Here is a 240-nt window from a genome sequence, read left to right on the forward strand (position 1 = left end):
TAATAGGTTGTTCAGAGCCTTTATACAGCAGATTAATTTCGTTTTGCACGCTCTTTCAACTCCTTCTGTTTACGTCGAAGAATATCTATTTTACTTGTTGTAGGGGATATTTCCACTTCACTTGGAACATGCATTTCAAGAACTTCGGCATGATGGTCAATCTCCTTATATTCTGCAAGCAAAAATGCTTCTTCTTTTCGCCTTGCTTCCTTTTCGAAAGCTTTGTTTTTCCGAATGCCC

The 240-nt window shown here is 38.3% G+C and carries 1 protein-coding gene; it reads right to left on the minus strand.

Annotation, left to right across the window (positions count from 1 at the left end):
* Window positions 1-32 precede the first annotated feature (32 nt).
* A partial coding sequence (locus KVT37_RS32740; RefSeq protein ID WP_217579075.1) for a hypothetical protein occupies window positions 33-240 on the minus strand: 208 nt, incomplete at its 5' end.

The sequence above is a fragment of the Mesorhizobium sp. GbtcB19 genome, assembly GCF_019091085.1.
GTDB lineage: Bacteria > Pseudomonadota > Alphaproteobacteria > Rhizobiales > Rhizobiaceae > Mesorhizobium.